Source organism: Sphaerisporangium sp. NPDC051017 (assembly GCF_040683095.1).
Classification (GTDB): domain Bacteria; phylum Actinomycetota; class Actinomycetes; order Streptosporangiales; family Streptosporangiaceae; genus Sphaerisporangium.
This window is the reverse complement of sequence record NZ_JBFBCI010000051.1, coordinates 1-14,570: the sequence shown is the minus strand read 5'-3', so window position 1 is coordinate 14,570 and position 14,570 is coordinate 1. Positions and strand designations below refer to the sequence as shown.

Below are 14,570 nucleotides of genomic sequence, written 5' to 3'. Positions count from 1 at the left end.
GCGGCAACGAACGCGACCGAGGGCGTGTCAGTCGGCAAGCGCGAAGCCGGCCGCCGCCTCCGCGTGCAGTCGAGCGGTCGGCAGCACCGGGATGGCGCTGTCCTTCTCACTGATCAGCAGCTCGATCTCCGTGCAGCCGAGGATGACGCCTTCAGCGCCGTCGTCTGCGAAATCATCGATGATCTGAGCGTACGCGTCCCTGGACGATTCCCGGAGCACCCCGCGCACCAGTTCGTCAAAGATCACGCGATGGACCAGTTCCCGCTGCTCACGCCGCGGGACGACCACGTCGAAGCCGTGGGCGGCCAGCCGATCCCGGTAGAAGGGCTGCTCCATGGTGAAGCGAGTGCCCAGCAGACCGACCTTGCGCATGCCCCTCGCGCGGACCTCGGCGCCCAGGGCGTCGGCGATGTGCAGCACGGGCACGCTCACGGCCCGCTCCACGTCGTCGCTCACCCGGCTGAAGGTGTTGCTGCAGATGAGCAGGAGGTCGGCGCCGAGATCCTCCAGTTTCCTGCCCGCACCGGTCAGCAACGTACTCACCTCGTCCCAGCGGTCGGCGAAGATCAGGTCCTCGACGGTCGTGTAGTCGACCGACCAGATGAGGCTGTTGGCGGAATGGCTGCCGCCGAGTCGCTCGCGGACCCGCTGGTTGATGATCTGGTAGTAGATCACCGTCGATTCCCAGCTCAACCCGCCGATGAGACCGATAGTGCGCATGGAACTCCGTTTCGCCAGCTTGTGCCGGAAAGCTAAACGGAGTGCCTGCTCATTTAGCAGACCAAAAGCTGTTCAGCCGTTCCGGCCGTTCGGCGCCCCCTTCCAGCATCGCCTCGAAGACGGCGTCCGCTTGCTCAGCTCAGCGGCGCTGCCAGCGCACGGGCGCAGGCAGCGAGCCCGATCTCGCTGGAGGCCTTGACGAACACCACGTCTCCCGGTTCGAGCAGCGCGGTGGCCAGCCTGATGGCCCCGGCCACGTCCTCGGCGGTGTGGACGGCCACGCCCGGGTTCGAGGACTCCGCCGCCTCCGCCATCGCGAGCGGATCCCCCGCTCCGACCGCGATCAGCACGTCGAAGCGAAGGTCGGCGACGAGCCGGCCCATCTCCGCGTGCCGCGCGCGGGAGGCGTCCGCCTGCTGCCCCATCGCGCCGAGCACGGCGACGGTACGACGGTCGCCGGCCAGGGCCTTCACCGCCCGCAGCCCGGCCCGCATGGATTCGGGGTTGGCGTTGTAGGCGTCGTTGACGATGGTGATGCCGTCAGGTCGTTCGGCGATCTCCAGCCGGCCCGCGGAGCGCCGCCGTGCAGCGTTCAGCCCGTCGGCGATCTCGGCGGCGCCCAGGCCGAGCGCGGTGGCGACGGCGGCGGCGCCCAGGGCGTTGCTCACCTGGTGCTCGCCTATGAGGTCGAGCTCGACCGGGGCGCGCCCTGAGGGTGTCACCAGCTCGAACGCGGTCCGCGCCCGCTCGCCCAGCCGCACGCTTTCTGCTCGCACCTGCGCCCGCGCCGACCTGCCGTACAACACGATGCCGGCCCTGGTGCGGCCGGCCATGCCCATGACGTACGGGTCGTCGGCGTTGAGCAGTGCGAACCCGTCCGCCGGAAGTGCCTCGACCAGCTCGCCTTTGGCCTCGGCGATGTCGGCAGGCCCGGTTCCCATCCGCTCCACATGTGCGGTGCCGACATTGAGCACCAGCCCGACGTGGGGCGGTGCGATCCCGGTCAGGTACGTCAGGTCGCCCTTCCGGCCTGCACCCATTTCCAGCACCAGGTATCGGGTGGTGGTATCGGCACGCAGCACGGTGAGCGGCAGCCCGAGCTCGTTGTTGAACGACCTGTCGGTGGCGACCGTCGCGGCGTGCCGTTCGAGCACCTGGGCCAGCAGGTCCTTGGTCGTGGTCTTGCCCACGGAGCCGGTCAGGCCGATCACGGTCGGGCTGATGTGTTCGAGCAGGTGCCTGGCCAGCCGGCCGAGCGCGAGCTGGACGTCCTCGACCACGAGGGCGGGCACGCCGACGGGCCTTGAGGCCAGCACGGCGACGGCGCCGCCCGCGATGGCACCGGCCGCGTAGTCGTGACCGTCAACGCGGGCGCCGACCGTCGCGGCGAACAGGCCGCCGGGCACCACCTCGCGGGAGTCGACCGCCGAGGGTGCCGTCACCAGCGCCTGCGGGTCGCACATGTCATGCAGGCTTGCGCCGACGACCTGCGCGATCTCAATCAGCGTCATGGGGATCATGAGCCACTCCTGGCGGCGCTCCTGGCGAACGCGAGGTCGATGAGGCGGCGCAGCAGGTCCGGGTACGGGACACCGCTTGCCGCCCAGGCCCTGGCGTAGACGGAACGGGAGGTGAAGCCGGGCATGGTGTTGATCTCCAGCACGTACAGGCGTCCCGTGTCCTCCTCATAGAGGAAGTCGACACGGGACAGGCCGTAGCCACCGAGCACCCGGAAGGCGCGCAGGGCCAGCTCGCGCACGCCCTCGGCCACCCGTTCCGGCAGCACGGCAGGGATCATGGAGATCTCGGCCTGGCTGAGGTACTTGGCCTCATAGTCGAGCCAGTCGCCGGGCACGATGAGCTCGCCGGGCACCGAAGCATCCGGAGTGTCATAGCCGCCGAGCACGCCGCAGATGACCTCGCGCGCGGTCACACCCTGCTCGACGATGACCACCCGGTCGTAGGCCAGCGCCAGCTCCACGCCCGCGCGCAGCTCCTCCATGGAGGTGACACGTGAGATGCCGATGGAGGAGCCCATGTTGGCCGGTTTGACGTACATCGGCCAGTCGAGCGACTTCACCAGACCCCAGTGGTCGGTGGTGGTGCGCCATTCGTGCTCGGTGAACCACACATGTGGGGTGACCGGAATGTCCTCCGCCAGGAACACGCGCCGCATCGCGACCTTGTTCATGGCCACGGCAGAGGCCATGACGCCGCAGCCCACGTACGGGATGCCCAGCGTCTCCAGGTGACCCTGGACGACGCCGTCCTCGCCGAACGGCCCGTGCAGCACAGGGAAGACCACGTCCGCCAGATCGCGTCGCAGCTCCACCGGCCACCTGCCCTGCCGGTCGATGATGACGACGACGGGCTCGTACAGATCCCTCGGCAGAGCATCCAGCACAGCCTGCGCCGACTGCAGCGACACCTCGTGCTCGGCGGACGGCCCACCCGCCAGCACAGCCACGCGTACGCGTTCAGTCACGATCAGCCTTCCTCAGTGGCACGGAGACAGCGCCGCCAGCGGCACGGTGTTCGCCGCCGCGGGACCAGCCTGCCGAGTGTCGGCTCTTCGCCTGACCAGTCGCCAGGCCATTCGCTGTCCAGTTCCTGACCGAAGCGCGCCCGCGGTGCGCCGCGACCGGGGTCGACCACCAGCAGCCGGGCCGGCCGCGCCCGCGCAGTCACATCGGCGATCTGCCGGACCCGTGCCGCCTCGTAAGTCACCCCCCCAGCCGCTTGTGGACGAACGAGCGATGCCTGCTGGCCGACTTCAAGCGCCGCCCGCCGCATTCCACCTCATCAGCCAATTCCAGCGCGCTGCGAACATGACCGGCCGCCTCGGCCTCGGTCGGCGTGAACGCCTCCGCCAGCTCCCGCCCCGACACCACCGGCGGCTGACGTGTGCAGGTAAGTCAAGCCTTACTTTCACGGAAATTCGGTCGCATAGTGGAGGGCCTTGACGAGGGGAAGGCTGGCTACTGGTGCGGTTCGATGACGATGGCGCTGCGCGCCAGGTGGAGTCGGAGCAGCTGCGGGTGACCGCCGCTTACCGACTGTTGGATGAGCGGCTTGCGGAGGTGCGGGCGCAGTTGGCGGACGTGCTGCGGTCCGAGGCGGTGGGCCCGGGCGAGGTGTATGCGCGTGAGGCCGCCGCCGGGCGTCTGGCCGGGCGGGTCCGGCGGCTGGAGGGGGCCGAGGAGGGACTGGTCTTCGGTCGGATCGACTCGGTGAACGGGACGGTGCTGCACCTTGGGCGGATCGGCCTGCACACGGACGGGTTCGAGAGGCCGCTGGTGGTGGACTGGCGGGCGGAGGCGGCGCGGCCGTTCTATGAGGCGACGCCGCTGCGTCCGCTGGGGTTGCGGCGCCGCCGTCACCTGCGTGTCGAGGGCCGCAGGGTGCGAGCGGTGAGTGACGAACTCCTGGACGGCTCGGCACCGGCTGCCGGCGATGTCGTGGGCGACGGCGCGCTGGCACAGGTGCTGGAGGCCGGGCGGACGGGGCGGATGCGGGCCGCGGTCGCCACCCTGCAGGCCGAGCAGGATGCGATCGTGCGCTCCACGCACCGCGGGGTCACGGTGGTGCAGGGCGGCCCGGGTACGGGCAAGACGGTGGTCGCGCTGCACCGGGCTGCCTTTCATCCGGGCGATCTGCTCGCGGTGATCTGCGCGGACACCAGAGCAGCCGCCCTAGCGACTTCCGGGATCGACCGGTGGGCCCGCGTCATACCGGTCTCCCAAGCCCGCGGCCTGGAATTCGACGCCGTGGTTCTCATCGACCCACCGGAGATCGCCGCAGCCCACCCAGGCGGCGAACGTGACCTGTACGTCGCCCTCACCCGCGCCACCAAACGGCTCTGCACCATCACCATCCAGTCGCCATGTGGATTCCCCAGCACTGGTCCCCTGGCGGGCGAGCCACAGCGCGTCGCCACCATTACCGCATCCGAGGTCCAACGCGTAGCCGGGCGCCAGGCCAGTAACCGTCTCGGTGAGACGAGCGTTCGGCCGCGGGTCGATGGCCGCCGGTCGGGCCGCGTGGAGGTCGTCCCAGAACGTGACCGCATCGGTGGTGCTCATCAAGACTCCTTCTGCCGGTACGCGCACAGTCTGACCAGGCTCGCCGCGGTTTGGCACGCAAACTTGCGGTTCTGGCAAGATGGCCTCGTGGACCACGAAATGGACGAGGTGCTTGACTCTGTGGGGCCGCGACTGCGTGCGCTGCGTCGTCACCGCGGCATCACCCTCGCCGCCCTCGCGGCGACGACCGGCGTGTCGGAGAGCACCCTGTCCCGGCTGGAAAGCGGGCAGCGCCGGGCGACCCTGGAGTTGCTGCTGCCTCTGGCTCGCACCTATGACGTTCCGCTGGACGACCTCGTCGGCGCACCGCGCACCGGCGACCCCCGGATCCACCTCACGCCGATCCGGAGCTTCGGGATGACCTTCGTGCCGCTGTCCCGGCGGCCGGGCGGGACACACGCGTTCAAAATGATCATCCCCGCCCAGCCGGAACCGCTCGCACCGACCCCGCAGACCCACGACGGCTTCGAATGGCTGTACGTGCTCAACGGACGTCTGCGGCTCATCCTCGGCGAGCGCGACCTGACGTTGCCGCCCGGTGAGGCAGCCGAGTTCGACACGTCCTTGCCACACTGGCTGGGCACCGCCGACGGCGGCGTCGTCGAGCTACTTATCCTGTTCGACCCGCAAGGGATGCGTACGCACATACACGCCGACCCACATCGGCCGTCCTACGGCGGGAGCCGGCGGTGAACTCAACGAGAGATACCCGGACAGCTGCAGTCACCCGCCGCGAGGTTTCCCTTTGGAAGGACCCGCGCGCCGAATGCCGAGGCATGCGGGGCTGATCACCAGCACCCGCCGCAGCCCGGCCGTCCCGCACGACCTCACCCCGCTGGGCCGCAGGCTTCTCGACGGCGCCGGGCAAGACCTTTGCGTTATCACGTAAAGGTCTTGTGGGGGGTATGGCACTGATCGAAAGTAACCGCTATGAAACTCACACGATCACTGATGTCGGCGGTGTTAGCCCTCCTCTTCTGCGTGGCCCTCCCGCTGGCCATCACCCAGCCCGCGAGCGCGAGCACGAGCGCGTGCGGGGGCGCGGCCTCCGGCAGTTACCGATGGGACGGCACCATCAGCACGCATGTACGCGGCTCTGGCTGCACCACGCGCTGGGCGCACCTCACCGTGAGCGGTAACGCGAGCTGCTGCAGTGCGTTCTGGGTGAAGATCGAGCGGCAGCTGTGGGGCAGCTACGGCTGGCTGACCACGCACAAGCAGAGCAGGAAGAACCTCTGGAACTCCTACATCGAGTTGGACACCTCGTCCGTTCCCTGGAGGCCCCAGGACGGCGACCAGCGGTTCCACGCCTGCTGGGCCTGGGGCGGTGATTCCGAACCCAGCTCCTGGCTCTGCGGCCCCTGGGTCAGCTAGGCGACCGCGATCACGCGTGCGTCCGGCCCTCGAGGGCCGGACGCCGTAGTGCGGTGACCCGGGCAGCCGGGGACCGCCAGCGCCCCCAGCAGCTCAACCTGTCTCTCCGGTCGTACCGGAACAAGATTGAGCGTGATGTGCATCTCCGCCGCGCCCAGGACCAGCAAGAGGAGGCGGACACCACCGGCCTGCGGCGGCCGGTTCGCGCCCGGATCACGGGACCGGGCAGCAGTGCCGATCTTGAGCTGATGGAACGGCTTGAACAACAGGTCTTCGGCCCACGAGACTGACATCCCAAGCTGAACACCACTCAAGATCATTCTTTGGCTTGGATTCTCTCCCCCATTCTTCCCCCGCCGCTGGCGGTCTGAGCACCACATCTGACCAGCGATTACGCGCGGCCACGGCCCCTTTCTGGCGTATTCGGCGTCCCACCCCCACGAGGGCTGTCTCAACCAAGGCAGGATCGGACGGCCTTGGCCAGGTTCGACGCCCGCGGGTCGTCGGGCCGGAAGTTCCAGAGGTTGGTGACGTAGCCGAAGCCGACACCGGCATCGGGGTCGCCGAGGGCGATCGATCCGCCGGAGCCCGGGTGGCCGAACGACCCCGGCCCGACCATCGGCGCCGGAGGGCATGCTCGCCAGAACCCCAGCGACATGTAGAAGGAGCGGTCGGCCGGGATGTCCAGGCCCGGCGGCAGCCCGTACATCCGCGTCTTGTCGGTCTGGACGACTGTCATCCTCTCGACCGTTGACGGATCGAGCAGCCGAACCCCGTCGACGTCGCTGACCGTGGCGGCGTACATCCGCGCCAACGAGCGCGCGTCCGCGAGCATGTTCGCGGCAGGGAACTCCGCCGCGCGCCAGGCACGCGTCAACATGTACTCCCCGGACGTGTTGTCCAAGGCGCCGCCGAGCTCGCCGGCGCGCATCTGGATCGAGCCCAGGCTCCACATGGATTCGACCCATGCGGTGACCGTATCCGCATCGAGCCCAGTAGCCGCGATCATCCCGGCGAGCAGCTCCTCCACGCTGAACGCATCGGCGAAGTGGAGCCGGGCCACCCGTTCCTCGTGTTCCTCGGGCAGCCCGATCCAGGCGCTCAGCCCGAGAGGGGCGGCCACCTCCTCAGCGAAGAACGTGCCGAGTGACTTGCCGGTGATCCGACGCACGACCTCCCCGACCAGAAACCCGTAGGTGACGGAGTGGTAGACGTGCTCGGTGCCCGGCTGCCACAGCGGCTTCTGCGCCTCGAGTGCACGGATGACCGGGTGCCACGCGCACGCCTGCTCGAACGTCAGCGGTCCGTCGACGAGCGGGAGACCGGCCTGGTGTGACAGCAGCCAGCGCACTTTGATCTGTTCCTTGCCGTTGGCGCCGAACTCCGGCCAGTACCGGGCCACCGGGGCGTCCAGATCCAGCTCACCGCGCTGTGCCAGCATATGGGCACAGATCGCGGTAGCGCCCTTCGTCGTGGATGCGACCTGGACGATGGTGTTTTTGCGCCACGGTCGGTTCGCCTCGCGATCGGCGAGCCCGCCCCACAGATTGGCGACGGGGCGGCCGCCCACATAGACGCTGCACGCCGCGCCGACCTCGCCGGGGGCCTCGAAGTTCGCGCGGAACGCGTCAGCGAGCTTTCCCCAGCCTTCCTCTACACCGTGCTCGAGGTCGTCACCACCACTGCTCACGGAGGCGTTGTCGCGGCCCTGATCGGCTGTCATTCGGATGTCCATTCTCTCGTTACGGTTTGTCGCCCGGGTGCCGCCATCGATGGCGTTGGTCAGCCGTTCCCGCTCGGACTGGTCCACTGACCCTCCGGGTAGCTCCGAACAGACTCCTCGGCGAGCTCCGCAGGGTCCTCCCCGGACGACTTCGCGGATCGGTTCCGTTCGCCGCGCTCTGCTGTAGCGGGCGGCGGCCTCGGAGGGGGTGTTCCCGCACCCTCCCGGGGGGCCGTCCAAGTGGACGGCGCCTACTCGCAGAAGACACGCAAGTGGTCCTCGCCGGCGTCGAGGGCCTGGCGGTCGCGGGCGGTCTGCAGCAGGCGGGCGTGGCGACGCTGGGCGGCGCGACGGTCGCCGACCCGCAGCACCGGCGCGAGCTCGTCCCAGGTGATGCCGACGTCGTGGCAGGTCGCCTCAGGGATGCGGGCTAGGCTGGCAGGGTCGAGACGCCATTCCAGATGGTTGCGTTCGATGACGATCGCACCCGGATCTCGCCGTCGGCCGCCCGCTGGAAGTGCGGGCGGGTGTCCACCAGCCGAGCGCCGCAGGCGACCGCGACGGCGGCTTCGGCGGGAGACAACCGGCGTGATTCGGCGCGCGCAGCGGGCAAGCAGGCTGTCGACGGTCAGGGGCCCGATGTTCTCCTTCGGCTCACCCATCGAAGAAACTCCGCCGGCACCGGTCGACGGGTGCTACTTCTCGGCCGTGCCGGGTTTCCCGCTGATGGACGCCTGATAGATGTCCGCGTAGGTGCGCGAGTCCTTGATCAGGTCGTCGCAGAAGGCAGCGACATCGTTGCCGATGAGTTCCAGGACTCCCCTGTTGGCCGCCACGCCCTCCTCGAAGAAATCGATGATCCCTGAGAGCAGGGACCCGTCAAGCAAGTCGATCGGTCCAACCTTGAAGATGTACCTCTGAATCTCCTTGTAGACGATCTGATAGTCCGGCGGGAGCGCCTTGACCCGCGCCATGTGCGCCCGCCACTGCTTCTTGCCCTCGATGATGTCTTGGATGCCCACGTCAGCCTCCTAGCCGGCCCAATTTCTTTGCGACGTTCCTGTTCAACTGGGCGCGCCACCGGTCGCGATGGCTCCGAGCCCCTTCTCCGCCGGCCAGCGCCGCGCAGAAGCCCTCGATGTCGTCACCCAGCACCTCGTGAATGCTCTGCCCATCGGACGCTGTCTCTTCGAGCAGCACCAGAGCATTGTCGAGAATCGGCATCAGGTTTCGACCTGTGAAGTCCGAGTAGGGAGAAAGATGACCCTTGATCTCTTCCCACGCCGCCCGGTAGTCGGCCGGCAATGCCTCGGCCCGGGCTTCGAACGCCTTCCATTCCCTGGTGAGATCGCTGCCTGTCATGGTCTCCCAGAAGTTCATCTCCCGCTCTCCTTGAGCTTGTCGATGCGTGATGTGATGTACTCCCATTTAGCCCAGAACATTGCGAGTTCTTCGCGCCCCGCGTCGTTGAGCGCATAGAACTTGCGCGGCGGGCCCAGCCCGGACGGTCGTTTCGTCGCCTGGACGAGCCCGTTCTTCTCCAGCCGCATCAGGATGGTGTAAACCGTCCCCTCGACGACGTCGGCGAAGCCGAGTTCGTTCAGTCGACGCGTGATGGCGTACCCGTAGGTCTCCTCGCTGCCGATGATTTCGAGCACGCAGCCCTCAAGCGTGCCCTTCAGCATCTCCGTCAGGTCGTCCATCGTGGGTCCTCTTCGGTCCGCCTGGTACTTTGTAGTACCGAGTACCACTACAAAGTACCACAGAGTAGTGAACCAATGCCTAGCGGGCGGCGAGCGCAGACCACGGAAGCGATTCGAATCATCGGCCCGCGACTGGATGCTCGACATCACCACCTGGCCCGGCGACGTCGACTCCTTCGTTGACGCTCGAATAGGAGCGGATCCCCCGTGGGCCGCCCGAGCCCACCGGCCCGGCCGACCCACAGCGTGCCAGAGGAGGCAGGCGACCGGACCACTCCCCACGGGGACAGAGAGAGCGATGACTCAGCAAGATCCCCGACCCCCGTCCACGCACCCGAACGCCTCCGGCTCGGTCCCGGGAACCACGGTCGAACGCCGCCCTTCGCGGACGAGGCCACGGATCTCAGCTCCGCTGTACCTCCTGGTGTTCGGGACGATCTACCTGATCGCTGTCCGCACCCCGTTCGGGCAACGGGCGAAGAACGGTCTGATCAACTAGACGGTCTTCCAGTTCCCGTGGAACTCCGGCAGGTCCCGCCGCGGGCATGCCGTCCGGGCTCGGAAGAAGATCCCGTTGATCACCGTCCGGTGATCGTTCCACCGAAGCCCCTGGCGTGGGTGGGCCGGCAGCAACGGCACCGGCCGCGCCCACTCCTCCTCCGTCAGATCGTGACGTTTCAGGCGTTCATCCACGAAGGAATGATCTACACCAGCACAGGAAGGACAGGCCCTAGGACTCCGGGGCCATCTCGGCGCGTGCCTCGTGCCTGAATCACGAGGCCGGGGGCCTCGACGCGTGGAGTTCGGCGGTGACGGCGCGTTCGCGGAGCTGGGCGGACTCGGCGCGCAGGGACTCCACCTGGGCGCGCAGGTCCTCGACGCGGGCCCGTTCGATCTCCAGCGCCCCCGACAGCCGGTTGCGTTCGGCAGTGGCGGCGCGCTCGAGGTCCCGCGCCGAGGTCGCCTGTTCCTCGGCCGCGCGTACGCGCTCGGACGCCTGAGCCTCCGCCGCCTCGACGCGCGCGGTCGCTTCACGCCCGGCGGCCCGTACCCGCGCGGCGGCCTCGCGTTCGGTGGCGGCCGCCCTGGTGGAGGCCTGTTCTGCGTCGGCCGCGGCGCGCGCGGCCTGCCCCACGGCCTCGGTACGCACCCGTTCGGCCTCTTCGGCGCGGGCCTGGGCCCGGTCGCGCTCGGCTTCGGCGGACTGGGTGCGGGCGGCCGCGGCCGCGGCGGACTGCTCGGCCTCGGTGCGCGCCCGCCGGGCCTGGCGGACCTCGGCACGCGCGGTGTCGCGCTCGGCACCGGCCTGTTCCGCCAGCTGCGCCGTGCGGGCGGCTTCGGCGCGGGCCTCGGCCGCCTCGGCGCTCGCCGCCTCGACGCGCTCCTCCATCTCGCGTACGGCCTGGTCGCGGGCGGCTTCGGCGCGGGTGGCGCGCCGGGTGGCCTGGTCGGCGGCCTGTTTGGCCACGCGTTCGGTGGTGGCGGCCTCGCGCAGCGCGGCGAGGGCCTGCTCGCGGGCGGTCTCGGCGTCCGATAGGGCGGTATCGCGTTCGGCCAGGGCCTCCTCGGCCTGGCGGCGCATCTGCTCGCGTTCCCTGCGGGCGTGCTCGGTGGCCTCGCGTGCCAGGCGTACCTGCTCGAACGCCTGCTCACGCTCGGTGCGGGCGATCGCCACGCGGGTGTGGGCCTCGGCCTGCACGGCACTGATGCGCGCCTCCACCCCCGCCGGGCTGAGCTCGTCCGCCAGAACCTGGGCCAGCGGGCCGATGGCGGCCGCCAGCCCTTTCTCCATGCGCTCGTACAGTTCCTCGGCCCGCGCCAGCGCGCCCTCCAGCCCGGGGGTGGCGCGTCGCATCTCGCGCTCGCGCTTGGCGGCGGCCTGGCAGTCGCCCTGCGCGCAGTACTCCTTGGGCCTGCCGCGTCCCCCACGCTGCTCGACCACCGCCCCGCAGTGCCTGCACAGCCGTACCCCGCCCGGGGCGGCTTCCCCGGAAGCGTCCCGCCCCGACCCGGGCGCCGTGCGCCCCTCGTCCACCGTCTCCGCCGTCACACGCCGACCCTAGCATTTTCTGTTTTCTAGAAAATCAAATTCGAAAAACCAGATTCGTTGCGCGCGCCGCGATGGCCTATCACTCACGAGAAGTGCAGTTCCCGCAAGCTATCGCCCATCGCCCGGCACCGGCGCGAGCACCGTCAAGCGGTTGTGATCGGGGTGCCTGGTTGGGTCGGACCGGGGCGCCCTGTCGTGAATGCTCACGGTGGGTCTCACCCCTCGGGGAACATCGGTACAGCGGTTAACGCCAAGCCGTTGATCATGAGCCTCTAGCACAGGCGGAAGCCCCTACGGCCGACTTCGGTGGAAGCTCCCTGACCGACGTCGAGCGGCATTACCGTCGGTCGTCGTGCCAGGCGATGCTGAAGACGCCGGAGGGCAGGCGGATTTCGGAGCTGGAGCGGCTGCGCCGGCCGTCGACGCGGACGACGGGCACGGCGATCGCCCGCACGCTGGAGCGGGTGGACGAGATCTCCGCGTTCCAGCTCGGACGCCTGAAGCTGTCGCAGATCCCCCCGAACCGGCTGGCAGCGCTGGCCCGGTACGCGCTCGGGTCGAAGGCGCCGCTGCTGGAGCGTGCGGCTCGGAGCCGAAGCGCACGGCGATGCTCACCGCGGTGATGCGGCGCCTGGAGGCGAAGGCGATCGACGAACCCCTGGACCTGTTTCAGGTGCTCGCGGCCACCCGGCTGCTCAGCACGGCGAAGCGGAGGACGGACAAGGAACGGCTGTCCACGCTGCCACAGCTGGAGAAGGCGTCGCGTACCCTCGCGCGGTCGGCAAAGGTGCTGTTCGAGGAACTGGAGCTCGTCGAGGAGCATGGCGCGGACGTGGACGTGGACGTGGCCGCGCTGTGGGCGGCGGTGGAGGAAGTCGCCCCGCGGGCCGCCGTGCTGACCGCGGCCGCCACGGTCGTCCCTGGTACCAGAGGACGAGGACTCGGCCGAGATCGCCATGCGCAACGCGCTCGCGACCTGGTACAAACGGTGAGGCCGTTCCTCGCGTTGCTGGGTGAGTCGAACGCGCTGGGTGCGGTGGCAAGCGGATTCTCGCCGGGGTCCGTCGCCTTCCTGCGCCGGCGGGGCGGAAAGTGAGCGTCAAGCCGCTGCTGCCGCGCGAAGTCGACGACAAGCTGGTGCCGCTGGCGTGGCGCAAGGCGGTGTACGCCAACCCGAATCTGCCGCAGGGCGCCATGCGGCCCCTGCGCGACCCGGACACGGCCGAGCTGGAGACCCGCTTTCCTGGACACCACGTCTGAGGCGATGATCGTCTTGGGAAGGAGTCCGTCTCGCAGCCCTGGCGAGGACTGAGCCGATGGTGATCGGGTAAGCGATCCGCCGCGTACTCGACGGCCTGCGCACCGACCGGCTGCCGTCCTGCTCGGTCACTCGGCTCGTGCGCGGCACCCAGCATATCCTCGACGTGCTCGACGTGCTCGACGTGCTCGACGTGCTCGACGTGCTCGACGTGCTCGACGTGCTCGACGTGCTCTTAGGCGTCCTTTATGGATAGCCGACTGGCGGAATCAGCCCGCGTTGCCGGGCTCTCCGATTCACGCCGGGTGAGCACCACGGGGGCGTCCTCGGTGATGGCTACCGTGTGCTCGGAGTGGGCCGTGCGCGAGCCGTCCGCCGACCGAATGGTCCAGCCGTCGGCGTCGTAGACGATCCGGTCGGTCGTGCGGGCGAACCAGGGTTCGAGCGCGAGGGTCAGGCCCGGCCGGAGCGTAAAGCCGCGCCCTGCCCGGCCCTTGTTCGAAACGTGGGGCCCCTCGTGCATGGTGCGGCCAATGCCGTGGCCACCGAACTCGGTGCTGACCGGGTAACCGTAGTCGTGGGCTACCGCCCAGATGGCCGCCGAGATGTCACCCAGGCGGTTGCCCGGACGTGCCACCTCGATCGCCGCCTCCAACGCTTCCTCGGTGGCGCGGATGATCCGCAGGTCCTCCTCGGCGGCGGTCCCGACGACGACCGTGCGCGCCGAGTCGGCCACCCAGCCATCGACGCTGACCGCGAGGTCCGCGCTGAGTACGTCGCCGTCACGCAGCGTGTAGTGGTGGGGTAGGCCGTGCAGGACGGCGTCGTTGACCGACAGGCAGATGACGTTGCGGAACGGGCCGCGTCCGAAGGACGGCGCGTAGTCCCAGTAGCACGACTCTGCCCCACGCCGTTTGATCATGCCGCGCACATGGTGCTCCAGGTCCAGGAGGTTGACGCCCACGTCGGCGAGTCGGCCGACCTCGGAGAGCACCTCGGCGACGAAACGCCCGGCCACGTGCATGCGTTGGATCTCCGCAGGCGTCTTCAGTTCGATCATGAATACCTCGCTTCATAGGGTGGCGGTATAGTTATACCGCCACCCTAACACACTGGCCGGTATAGTAATACCAGCCCTATCCTGGGAGCAGGGTCCGCCAACCGCTCACACCTGAGCAGATCGAAGCCGGCAGGCGTCTCGGTGCCCTGGCTGCGCCACACGCGAGCGGGACGCGACCTAGCGAGTCGCGCACGCGGCCGGCATCTCGCCGGAAACCCTGCGCAAGCAGGTTCCTCAACCCCGGGGACCGGTGGTTCATGATCGGCGCGGGCATAGGATCGGCGGCATGGCGATGCGGCTTGTTCAGATTGCGATGAATGCTCGTGACAACTCCGCGCTCGGCCGGTTCTGGGCGGAGGCGCTCGGCTGGAACGTCACCGGCGACGAACCCGGCGAGACCAACGTCGAACCCGAGGGTTTCGCCTACCCCGACCCCGTCGCCGTCTGCGTCGACGTCCTTGCCGTCCCGGAACACAAAACGGTGAAGAACCGCGTGCACATCGACCTCGCCACCACCTCTGCGGCCCATCAGGCGGAGTTGGTCGCGCGCCTCCAGGCTCTCGGTGCGACGCCCGCCGACGTGGGCCAGCGCGACGTCCC

The 14,570-nt window shown here is 69.1% G+C and carries 17 protein-coding genes and 3 pseudogenes; 7 read left to right on the top strand and 13 right to left on the bottom strand.

What is annotated here, in order from left to right:
* Positions 1–27: 27 nt before the first annotated feature.
* The 3 genes from AB0M95_RS30805 to AB0M95_RS30795 all read right to left on the bottom strand — a co-directional run bounded on the left by AB0M95_RS30805 (position 28) and on the right by AB0M95_RS30795 (position 3,205).
* Entirely contained in the window at positions 28–720 is a 693-nt protein-coding gene (locus tag AB0M95_RS30805) for an aspartate/glutamate racemase family protein (RefSeq protein ID WP_363772038.1), read from the bottom strand.
* Between the two features lie 134 nt (positions 721–854).
* Complete coding sequence (gene murF / locus AB0M95_RS30800; RefSeq protein WP_363772035.1) at positions 855–2,231, bottom strand: UDP-N-acetylmuramoyl-tripeptide--D-alanyl-D-alanine ligase; 1,377 nt, start codon at positions 2,229–2,231, stop codon at positions 855–857.
* Positions 2,232–2,236: 5 nt separating this feature from the next.
* A complete protein-coding gene (locus AB0M95_RS30795) occupies positions 2,237–3,205 on the bottom strand; it encodes a D-alanine--D-alanine ligase family protein (protein ID WP_363772032.1) in 969 nt (322 codons plus the stop codon).
* A 1,024-nt stretch (positions 3,206–4,229) separates the two neighbouring features.
* On the opposite strand from AB0M95_RS30795, the pseudogene AB0M95_RS30790 reads away from it, so the two are divergent.
* Positions 4,230–4,571: pseudogene (locus AB0M95_RS30790) on the top strand (ATP-binding domain-containing protein); the annotation flags it as partial.
* Between the two features lie 54 nt (positions 4,572–4,625).
* On the opposite strand, the pseudogene AB0M95_RS30785 reads toward AB0M95_RS30790, so the two are convergent.
* Positions 4,626–4,802, bottom strand: a pseudogene (locus tag AB0M95_RS30785) (SAM-dependent methyltransferase); the annotation flags it as partial.
* Between the two features lie 87 nt (positions 4,803–4,889).
* On the opposite strand from AB0M95_RS30785, the gene AB0M95_RS30780 reads away from it, so the two are divergent.
* On the top strand, positions 4,890–5,495 hold the full coding sequence (locus AB0M95_RS30780) for an XRE family transcriptional regulator (RefSeq protein WP_363772146.1): 606 nt from the start codon (positions 4,890–4,892) through the stop codon (positions 5,493–5,495).
* 237 nt (positions 5,496–5,732) lie between these two features.
* Positions 5,733–6,176 carry a hypothetical protein gene (locus AB0M95_RS30775; RefSeq protein ID WP_363772029.1) on the top strand — a complete coding sequence of 148 codons (444 nt, stop codon included), beginning with the start codon at positions 5,733–5,735 and terminating at the stop codon, positions 6,174–6,176.
* Here the strand turns inward: AB0M95_RS30775 and AB0M95_RS30770 are convergent.
* The 8 genes and pseudogenes from AB0M95_RS30770 to AB0M95_RS30735 all read right to left on the bottom strand — a co-directional run bounded on the left by AB0M95_RS30770 (position 6,173) and on the right by AB0M95_RS30735 (position 11,652).
* Positions 6,173–6,469 carry a hypothetical protein gene (locus tag AB0M95_RS30770; RefSeq protein ID WP_363772026.1) on the bottom strand — a complete coding sequence of 99 codons (297 nt, stop codon included), beginning with the start codon at positions 6,467–6,469 and terminating at the stop codon, positions 6,173–6,175. The genes AB0M95_RS30775 and AB0M95_RS30770 overlap by 4 nt on opposite strands.
* Positions 6,470–6,627: 158 nt before the next feature.
* Positions 6,628–7,986, bottom strand: coding sequence for a serine hydrolase domain-containing protein (locus AB0M95_RS30765; protein WP_363772023.1), 1,359 nt, complete (start codon positions 7,984–7,986; stop codon positions 6,628–6,630).
* Positions 7,987–8,150: 164 nt separating this feature from the next.
* Positions 8,151–8,561: a hypothetical protein gene (locus tag AB0M95_RS30760; RefSeq protein ID WP_363772020.1), complete on the bottom strand. Its 411-nt coding sequence runs from the start codon at positions 8,559–8,561 to the stop codon at positions 8,151–8,153.
* Between the two features lie 33 nt (positions 8,562–8,594).
* On the bottom strand, positions 8,595–8,921 hold the full coding sequence (locus AB0M95_RS30755) for a DUF1048 domain-containing protein (RefSeq protein ID WP_358520711.1): 327 nt from the start codon (positions 8,919–8,921) through the stop codon (positions 8,595–8,597).
* A gap of 1 nt (position 8,922) precedes the next feature.
* On the bottom strand, positions 8,923–9,279 hold the full coding sequence (locus tag AB0M95_RS30750) for a DUF1048 domain-containing protein (RefSeq protein ID WP_358520713.1): 357 nt from the start codon (positions 9,277–9,279) through the stop codon (positions 8,923–8,925).
* On the bottom strand, positions 9,276–9,602 hold the full coding sequence (locus AB0M95_RS30745) for a PadR family transcriptional regulator (RefSeq protein ID WP_363772016.1): 327 nt from the start codon (positions 9,600–9,602) through the stop codon (positions 9,276–9,278). The genes AB0M95_RS30750 and AB0M95_RS30745 overlap by 4 nt, the downstream gene beginning before the upstream one ends.
* Before the next feature lie 501 nt (positions 9,603–10,103).
* Positions 10,104–10,268: pseudogene (locus AB0M95_RS30740) on the bottom strand (transposase); the annotation flags it as partial.
* A 106-nt stretch (positions 10,269–10,374) separates the two neighbouring features.
* On the bottom strand, positions 10,375–11,652 hold the full coding sequence (locus tag AB0M95_RS30735; RefSeq protein ID WP_363772013.1) for a hypothetical protein: 1,278 nt from the start codon (positions 11,650–11,652) through the stop codon (positions 10,375–10,377).
* Between the two features lie 362 nt (positions 11,653–12,014).
* Here AB0M95_RS30735 and AB0M95_RS30730 point away from each other — a divergent pair, with 362 nt between their 5' ends.
* Genes AB0M95_RS30730 through AB0M95_RS30720 form a run of 3 tightly spaced genes read left to right on the top strand, consistent with a single transcriptional unit; the run spans position 12,015 to position 12,912 of the window.
* On the top strand, positions 12,015–12,275 hold the full coding sequence (locus tag AB0M95_RS30730) for a hypothetical protein (RefSeq protein ID WP_363772010.1): 261 nt from the start codon (positions 12,015–12,017) through the stop codon (positions 12,273–12,275).
* Complete coding sequence (locus AB0M95_RS30725) at positions 12,260–12,748, top strand: hypothetical protein (protein WP_363772007.1); 489 nt, start codon at positions 12,260–12,262, stop codon at positions 12,746–12,748. The genes AB0M95_RS30730 and AB0M95_RS30725 overlap by 16 nt, the downstream gene beginning before the upstream one ends.
* The gene (locus AB0M95_RS30720; protein ID WP_363772004.1) at positions 12,745–12,912 is read left to right on the top strand and encodes a hypothetical protein; all 168 of its coding nucleotides are present in this window, start codon (positions 12,745–12,747) and stop codon (positions 12,910–12,912) included. The genes AB0M95_RS30725 and AB0M95_RS30720 overlap by 4 nt, the downstream gene beginning before the upstream one ends.
* A 233-nt stretch (positions 12,913–13,145) precedes the next feature.
* On the opposite strand, the gene map is transcribed toward AB0M95_RS30720, so the two are convergent.
* The gene (gene map, locus AB0M95_RS30715; protein ID WP_363772001.1) at positions 13,146–13,970 is read right to left on the bottom strand and encodes a type I methionyl aminopeptidase; all 825 of its coding nucleotides are present in this window, start codon (positions 13,968–13,970) and stop codon (positions 13,146–13,148) included.
* 286 nt (positions 13,971–14,256) lie between these two features.
* On the opposite strand from map, the gene AB0M95_RS30710 reads away from it, so the two are divergent.
* On the top strand, positions 14,257–14,570 hold a 314-nt coding region (locus AB0M95_RS30710), incomplete at its 3' end, for a VOC family protein (protein WP_363771998.1).